The sequence below is a fragment of the Frankia sp. CcWB3 genome, from assembly GCF_977927595.1.
On sequence record NZ_CDWRCK010000063.1, the window covers coordinates 1 to 7,123 of the forward strand.

General features: G+C 69.2%; 4 protein-coding genes and 1 pseudogene. 1 reads left to right on the plus strand and 4 read right to left on the minus strand.

The annotated features are described in order from the left end of the window. The 4 genes from ACY5KJ_RS07355 to ACY5KJ_RS07370 form a co-directional block, all read right to left on the minus strand. Positions 1–524, minus strand: a 524-nt coding sequence (locus ACY5KJ_RS07355) for a GAF domain-containing protein (RefSeq protein WP_462203048.1), incomplete at its 3' end; no start/stop codon positions are given. Between the two features lie 283 nt (positions 525–807). Then, complete coding sequence (locus ACY5KJ_RS07360; protein WP_462187397.1) at positions 808–4,527, minus strand: TM0106 family RecB-like putative nuclease; 3,720 nt, start codon at positions 4,525–4,527, stop codon at positions 808–810. Positions 4,528–4,608: 81 nt separating this feature from the next. Beyond that, positions 4,609–5,475, minus strand: a complete 867-nt coding sequence (locus ACY5KJ_RS07365) for an ATP-binding protein (protein WP_462187398.1) — start codon at positions 5,473–5,475, stop codon at positions 4,609–4,611. A gap of 61 nt (positions 5,476–5,536) precedes the next feature. Beyond that, on the minus strand, positions 5,537–5,824 hold the full coding sequence (locus tag ACY5KJ_RS07370) for a hypothetical protein (RefSeq protein WP_462187399.1): 288 nt from the start codon (positions 5,822–5,824) through the stop codon (positions 5,537–5,539). A 320-nt stretch (positions 5,825–6,144) separates the two neighbouring features. Between ACY5KJ_RS07370 and ACY5KJ_RS07375 the strand changes: the two are divergent. Beyond that, positions 6,145–7,035 (plus strand): annotated as a pseudogene (locus ACY5KJ_RS07375) (helix-turn-helix domain-containing protein). Positions 7,036–7,123: the final 88 nt, after the last annotated feature.

Below are 7,123 nucleotides of genomic sequence, written 5' to 3' on the forward strand. Positions count from 1 at the left end.
CCCTGGACCGGCACCCGCCCCTGGACCGGTACGGACGGCACCCTCGACCGCGGCCCCCCACTGACGAGACCGAGTTCGCGTTCCATCAACCGGGCCACCGCCATAGCTGCGTGAATAGCAGACTCATCGAATGACAGATCCGGTTCGAGAGCGGCGTACAGTACCGCGGCCACCGCGCCGTCCTCGCATACCGGCACCGCCATGATCGCACCGAGACCGGTGTCGTCGATCTCCGCGGCGGTAGATCGCAGCGATCTTCGCGCGGCAGCTCGATCATTGATGACGACCGGCCGGCAATGCTTGACGACCTGACCGCCGATGCCCATCCCGGCTGGGATCTCGACACCGATCAGCCCGGCCGGCCCCGGCCCGTCCACGTTGGTGATGGTCAGGGTGCGGGAATGGAGTGCGACCATTCCCCCGAAAGTAATGTGTGCACCCGATGAGGCCCGCAGGCGCGCGAGCGCCCGAGGCAGAACAGTTTGCATACGGCTAGGAATAGCCAGTGTAAGAGTCATGAGCATCCCCTTCCCCAACCTGCCCAGACGTCGCGAATCCTAGCACCGGCTTTACAATAAGGGGACGTAATGAAGTAACAAATACGCGATCGAGAGCATCATCGCAGGTCACAGGCCTGTGGAGGGTTCGAAACGCGCAAGTTATTTCATTTCGACTCCTAAGCACAAACAAATACCGACGAAACGGACTTTACATATCTGCATGAGAGTTGGGGGCCGCGGGCGCGTAGTGGACTCCGTGGCTTCATCGCTACCACCCATCAGGTTCCGGAAACGTACCAGGAAAGTGTCAGGAATGTATCGGGGAGCGCACAGTGAGCGGGTCCGTTCGGGCCATGGCACGCAGCCGGGCTAACCCGGCGAGGAGCTGAAGTTCGGCGACCGAACGGGGAGAGCTGTCGAGCAGCGCCGGTGACATGACCAGCGCCGCCGCCACCTGTGCTCGGGAGATCGCGACGTTGAGCCGGTTGCGGGAGAGCAGGAAGTCCAGCCCCCGCGGCGCCTGGGCCGAGCTGGACGTGGTGAGCGAGATGATGACGACGGCTGCCTCCTGGCCCTGGAAACGGTCCACCGTCCCGACCCGCACCCCGGGCAGGCCCGCCTTGCCCAGCGCGTGCTCGACCGCCCGCACCTGCCGGTTGTAGGGGGCGACGACGAGCAGGTCGCTGCCGAGGAGCGGGCGCGGGGGCCCGCCGTCGACGAGGGTACGACCGAGCAGGTGGCGAACGATGTCACGGATCACAGCAACCTCCTCATCCGACCGGGTGCCGTTGTCGTGATGCTCGACGTCGTGCAGGTACAGCCCGGCCGGTACACCCGCCACGGCGCGCGTCCCGGCCACCGGATGCGCGTGCAGCAGCCCCCGGTACGCCAGCGCCGACACCGGCGCGCATACGGCCGGGTGCAGCCGGCGGGTCCGATCGAGGAAGTAGCCGAACTCGGGCGGGATCACCTCGGCGTCGCCGAGCAGATGCGACAGCGCCGAGGCGTCCGCGCCGTCCGGATGGAGGCCGGCCACCACCTGCGGCAGTTGCTGCGGATCGCCGAGGAGCACGAGGTTGCGGGCCGCGCCGGCCACCGCGAGGGTATCCGCGAGCGCGAACTGCCCCGCCTCGTCAATGATCAGAACGTCGAAGGGGTCACCACGCAGCACCGGGTTCGCGAACGCCCAGGCGGTGTCCCCGACCAGGTGGCCCTCGGGGTGCTCCCGGCGCCACGCCGCAAGTGCCCGCAGATCCCGCGGACCGTCCCAGGGCAGGAATATGCCCGGAGCCGCCTGAACCGGCTTCGCCCCGGACCGCTGTTTCTTCGCGGCGGGCACCGCGGGGCGCCAGGCGGGCACGGCGTCCGCGGCCCGGGCGTCGGCGGCCCCGGTATCCGCGGCCCCGGTATCCGCGGCTCGGGCGTCCGCGGGATTCGGGTCCGCCGGCGGCTGGCCGGTCGCGGCGAGCATCGCGTTCTCGATCGCCTTGTGACTGGTCGAGCAGACCCCGACCGTGCGCCCCTGCTCGACGAGATGGCGGATAAGCCTGCCGGCGAGGTAGGTCTTGCCCGCCCCAGGCGGCCCCTGCACGGCCAGGTAGGAGCCGTCGAGCGCGCTCACCGCGGCGAGCACGGCGGCGATCTGGTCTCCGTCGTGCTCGCCGGGCGCCGGCAGGTCGCCCCGGCCGATCAGCCGCGGGGGGCGACGGCGCAGCAGGTCCAACGCGGGGTCCGCAGGCAGGTCCGGCAGGGCGTCGGCGGTCCGGCGGGCGAGGTCGCGGATCGCCGCCGGCTTGGGTTCCGGACGCACCGGCGATCCGGGCAGCACGGCGAGGGGCGGCCTGCGGGCCACGTCGTCGGGGGCGACGCTCTCCCGCAGCAGCAGCCTGTGCGGCTCGGCCCGCTCGACGACCGCGTCGGTGGTAACGCCCTCGGCCCCGGGCGGTCCCGGGTAGAGCAGCCGCACCGCCTCGCCGCGGTCGAAGGGATGCGGACGGTCCGGATCGACGCGGGCCTGCAGCAGTCGACGACTCCGCCGCCGTCGCCCGGCCGGTTCGACCCAGTCCTCGACAACGGTCCAGCTCACCGGGACCGCGCAGTCGTCGGCCGATTCCAGCGTGGCGCGATCGGCGGTCAGCGCCGCGAAGTACGACCACCAGGCGGGCTTGTTCTCACGCCGGTGGTATCCGACGGCCGCGGCGAGCAGGGCGCGCGCCCGCTCGTCGTCCGTCCAGTCAGCCGAGTCGTCGGGAAGAGCCGCGACGAGGGTGTCGACGAGCGCGTCGTCGGCGTCGGCGTCGGCGGGGTCTACCGGGTCGGTGCCGGAGGCTGTGGAGGTCGGGGCGGCGAGGTCGATCCGCGGCGTGCCGCCGTCGGCCTCCCGCAGGCCCAGCAGCCAGCGGTGCAGTCGCTGGGTCGACACGCAGTCGATCCGGTTGTAGTCGGCGATCTGAGCGAGGACGCGGTCGGCCGCGGCGAGCTCCCCGGCGGCGCGGTGTGCCAGGAAGCTCTCGTACGCCACGATGCTGTCGATGGCGTTCTTCACCTCGGCCTGCCGGGCACCGGGCAGGAACAGCGGTTCGAGGTATTTGATCGAGTAGGACGGCTGGGAGATCCGCAGGCTGCGCCGGACCACGGCGTAGAGATCCACCAGCCGGTGCCCAGCGAGCAGATCGTCGACCTGCCGTTCCCGCGTGCCGTGTCGCGCGGCCAGCCGGCGCAACGCGTTCGGCTCGTAGGGCGCGTAATGGTAGATGTGCGCGCCGGGGTGCGCGCGCAACCGCTCCGTCGCCCAGTCGACGAAACGCTCGAACGCCTGCCGCTCCCCCGCCCGATCATGCGCCCAGAACGCCCGGAAGACCTCGCCGTCCGCGAGGGTGACCGCGCCGAACAGGTACTCCAGACCGGCGGCGTCCAGCGCGTACGGATCGCCCTCCATATCGAAGTAGATGTCACCGGGATCGGGCGCCGGAAGGGCCGCGAGACCCTCCGGGCCGGTCATCCGGACGGTCACCGTCCCGACCGGGTCGTCCGCGGTCCGCGTCGCATCCTGCGCGGCCTGCAGTTCCGCCTGAAGACGCAGTCCCGCGAACGTCGCCGGGGACATCGTCGCGGGCCGCTGGTCGTCGCGGGCCGCGGCGAGCTCCTCCACCGCGGTGATGCCAGCCGCGCGCAGCACCCGTCGCTGGTCGCCGCGCAGCCCGGCGACCAGGGACAGGTCGCGGGCCTCCGCCCGGCCGCGCGTGCAGTGCGCGCTGAACGCGCAGGTGGCGCAGGCCGACCGGGGCTCGGCCCAGGATGGTTCGGGAACCACGGGGGCGACCGCCAGCCGATCGGCGAGACGGCTGCGCGCGTGCCCGACCATCGGCACGACATCGTCGACCCGGAACGTGCGCACAACCCCGGGCGCGGGAGCGGGAGCGGGCGCGGTGGCCCGCTGTGCGGGATGCAACAGATGCATGAACCGCGGAACAGGTACGCCCACCGACGGTAAGGCCGCCGCGTAGGCAGCGAGCTGCAGCACGGCTCCCGGGCTGGCGTGCCGGGCGAGCTTGGCGTCGTAGGGCTCGTAGCGGCCCGCGACCGCGGGCCCGGTCGACACGCCGGTGATCGGGTCGAGATGCGCCGCGATGAGGAAGTCGGGGCGCCCCTGGAACGCGCCGTCGAACAGCGCCCCCTGGTAGACGACGGGAACCCCGGCGGCCAACGCCTGGCGGGTCCGCTCGTGGGCCTGGGCCAGGGCGGCGAGCGTGGGGGCGGGCCGCTCGATCGCCACGACCCCGTCCGCGCCGAAACACCGGCGCAGATGCTCCAGCCAGCGTCGTTCGTGCGCCTCGCCGTGCCGCACGGCAGTGGTGTCCGCGGGGGTCAGGCGCACCCGGTCGATCCGGCGCGGCCCGTCATCCGACGTCTCCCCGGTCACCAGCCCGGCGGCGAGCGCGTGCGCAAGCCCGACGCGATGCCCACACTCGACGACGTCGACAAGATCACTGGCGGAAACCACCCAGCGGTCCTCGAACCTGTGCACGACACCATCCCCATCTGGGCCATCCCGTTTCCATCCGGGCCATCCCGTTCGGTCCCGTGCCGATCCTCTCCCGATCCGGGTTCACGGTCCGGACCAACCCGGCCGGGCGTGCCCCGAAGGACTGAACGCGGCCGGCCACGCTTTCCGGCACGCAGGAGGTATAGCAGGTGCGGGGGCCGGGGTGGATCTGCTGCCCGGGGGCCCGGTTGTCGCGCTGGCTCCTCTGGGCGCCACATTGTCGACCCACCCGTCTTTACGGGTTGTCCGGTGGACGGACGGACAGGTGGGCCGGTGGGCGGACGGACAGGAAATCCGGCAATACGGCCGAACAAGATGTAAAGTACATATCGGATCGGTGGGCCGCAGGCGTCCAGCCGTGCGCGTGGCGGAAAGCCGCGCGGGGACGAAGCCGATAACGCCGGATGAACTCGTCAGCGACACGCCGCAAGGTCTCCGGGTCGGTGCGGTAGACGACCGGTGCCATAGGCTCCGGCCCAACCCTCGGCGTCCGTCGTCGGCGGCGCGGGCCGCAACCCGCCGGGAATCTCCGCCCACATGACTTTTCCGCCGGTCTTGACCCGGTAACCACGACCATTGGCTACACAGCGCGTCGACCATCAACAAGCCACGCCCGTCCTCGCTGAACACGTCCAGGCTCTTGATCCGGGGAGCGGTGTCGTTGCCGTCCCACACTTCGACAAGGACATTCCTGCTCGTCGCGGTAAGCCGCATGGCCACCACGTTTTCCACGTTTTCCAGGCGGCTCGCCTTCACGGCATTCGAGGCCAACTCACAGACGACGAGTTCGGCACTGCTGACGGCGTCCGGGTCCACTGACCATTCCGTGAGCGTGCGGACCGTGCTCGTACGCACGGCGGGAACGGCGACGGCGGTTGGCGGGAAGTGCGCCACGGCCACCCGGATCACAGGTGATGAGTCACCAGTCATGCTGAGCCCCGTGCGGCGGTCAGCGCGTGTGTGGCCGCCCAGCAGGCGATGATCGTGACGTTCACGGCCGCTGTGCAGGCTGGCGCCGCGCCGTGCCGTCTACGCCTGCGCCCAGGGAGGGCAGGTCGCAGCCGGGCAGCACGGCGAACTCGGCCCACGCCACCAGCTCACAGCGGGCGTGGGATAGGCGGCGGCTGACCTTCGCTACACGGTCGTCGAGGGTCAGGGGGAGGCGGGTTCGCGCCTGCCGCATCCGCACGTGCGCCCACTCGTGGGCGGTGTCGAAGTCGGGGAATGCGCCGAGCGGTCTTCCGTCCGCGTCCCACACCACGAACCGGCGTTCGTCCATGGACCCTCTCCCTTCAGTTTGCGACGGGTAGCCCCCCGCGCCGCGAGTCCGTCCCCGTGCCACAGACAGCAGAGCGCGGCGGATGCCGCCGAGAAGAGCGCCTTGGCAACGCAGAGAAACGCGAGCGTCCGCCGACTGCAACGCCGTAGGGGCCAGGCGACCACTCTCGGCGCGCCTGCTGTCACGCAGAAGTCAAACATCGCGAGAGCTCAACATGCAAGACTCATTCTGCAAGCTGAGAAATGTTGATATTTATTCGAAACAGCGATCAAAGTCTTTCATTTCGGGTGATGGACTACCCTCAAACCGAAGGAGGGGCGATGCCAGAGGGCACCACGACGACGGGCTCGACCGTGCCGCGCCGTCAGCTCGGCCGGTACCTGCGTGATCTTCGGAACCAGGCGAGGTTGACCGTGCGGGCAGCCGCACGGCGCTTGGAGTGGTCCGAGGCCAAGATCTAGCGCATCGAGTCGGGGCTGACCTCGCTCCGAAGCTTCGACGTAGAGATCATGTTCCGGATCTACGGTGCGCCCACCGATCTGACCGAGGCGCTGATGGGGCTCGCGAAGGAGACGAAGGCGCGCGGCTGGTGGCACAGCTACGGCGACGTCATCCCGGCCTGGCTCGACCTGTACATCGGGCTCGAAGAGGCGGCCTCTCGCCTCTGGTGCTACCAGCCGGAACTCGTTCCCGGTCTCCTCCAGACAGAGGAGTATGCACGGACCCTGATCCGAGCGGAAGACCCCGGTGTCGAGGACGACGAAATAGACCGGCGAATTCACGTGCGCATGGCCCGGCAGGCGTTGCTGATCCGAGCGACCGATCCCCCGGTGCTGAATGTTGTTCTCAATGAGTCGATTCTGCATCGCCCCGTTGGCGGCCCGAAGGTGCTTGCACAGCAACTCGAACGGATTGCGGACGTAAACCGGCTGCCTAATGTCACGATCAAGGTAATGCCGTTCAGCGCCGGCCTACACGCGGGTGTCACCTCGGGTCCGTTCGTCGTTCTTCGGTTTCCCGAGAACGGAACCGGACGAGCGGGGGAACCGCCAACGGTTTACGTGGAGGGACTCACCGGAGCGTTGTATCTAGAGAAAGATCGTGAGGTAGAGCAATACGAAGAGTCGTTCAGCACGATGTGGGAATCTGCGGCAGAGCGGGACGCGAGCACCAAGATGCTCATTGATCGAGCTAGGAGTCTCGAACCATGAACAGTCACGATCTTTCCGGCACGGTGTGGCGCAAGAGCAGCTACAGCAACGCTAAGGAGTCGAAATGAAATAGCTTGCGCGTTTCGAA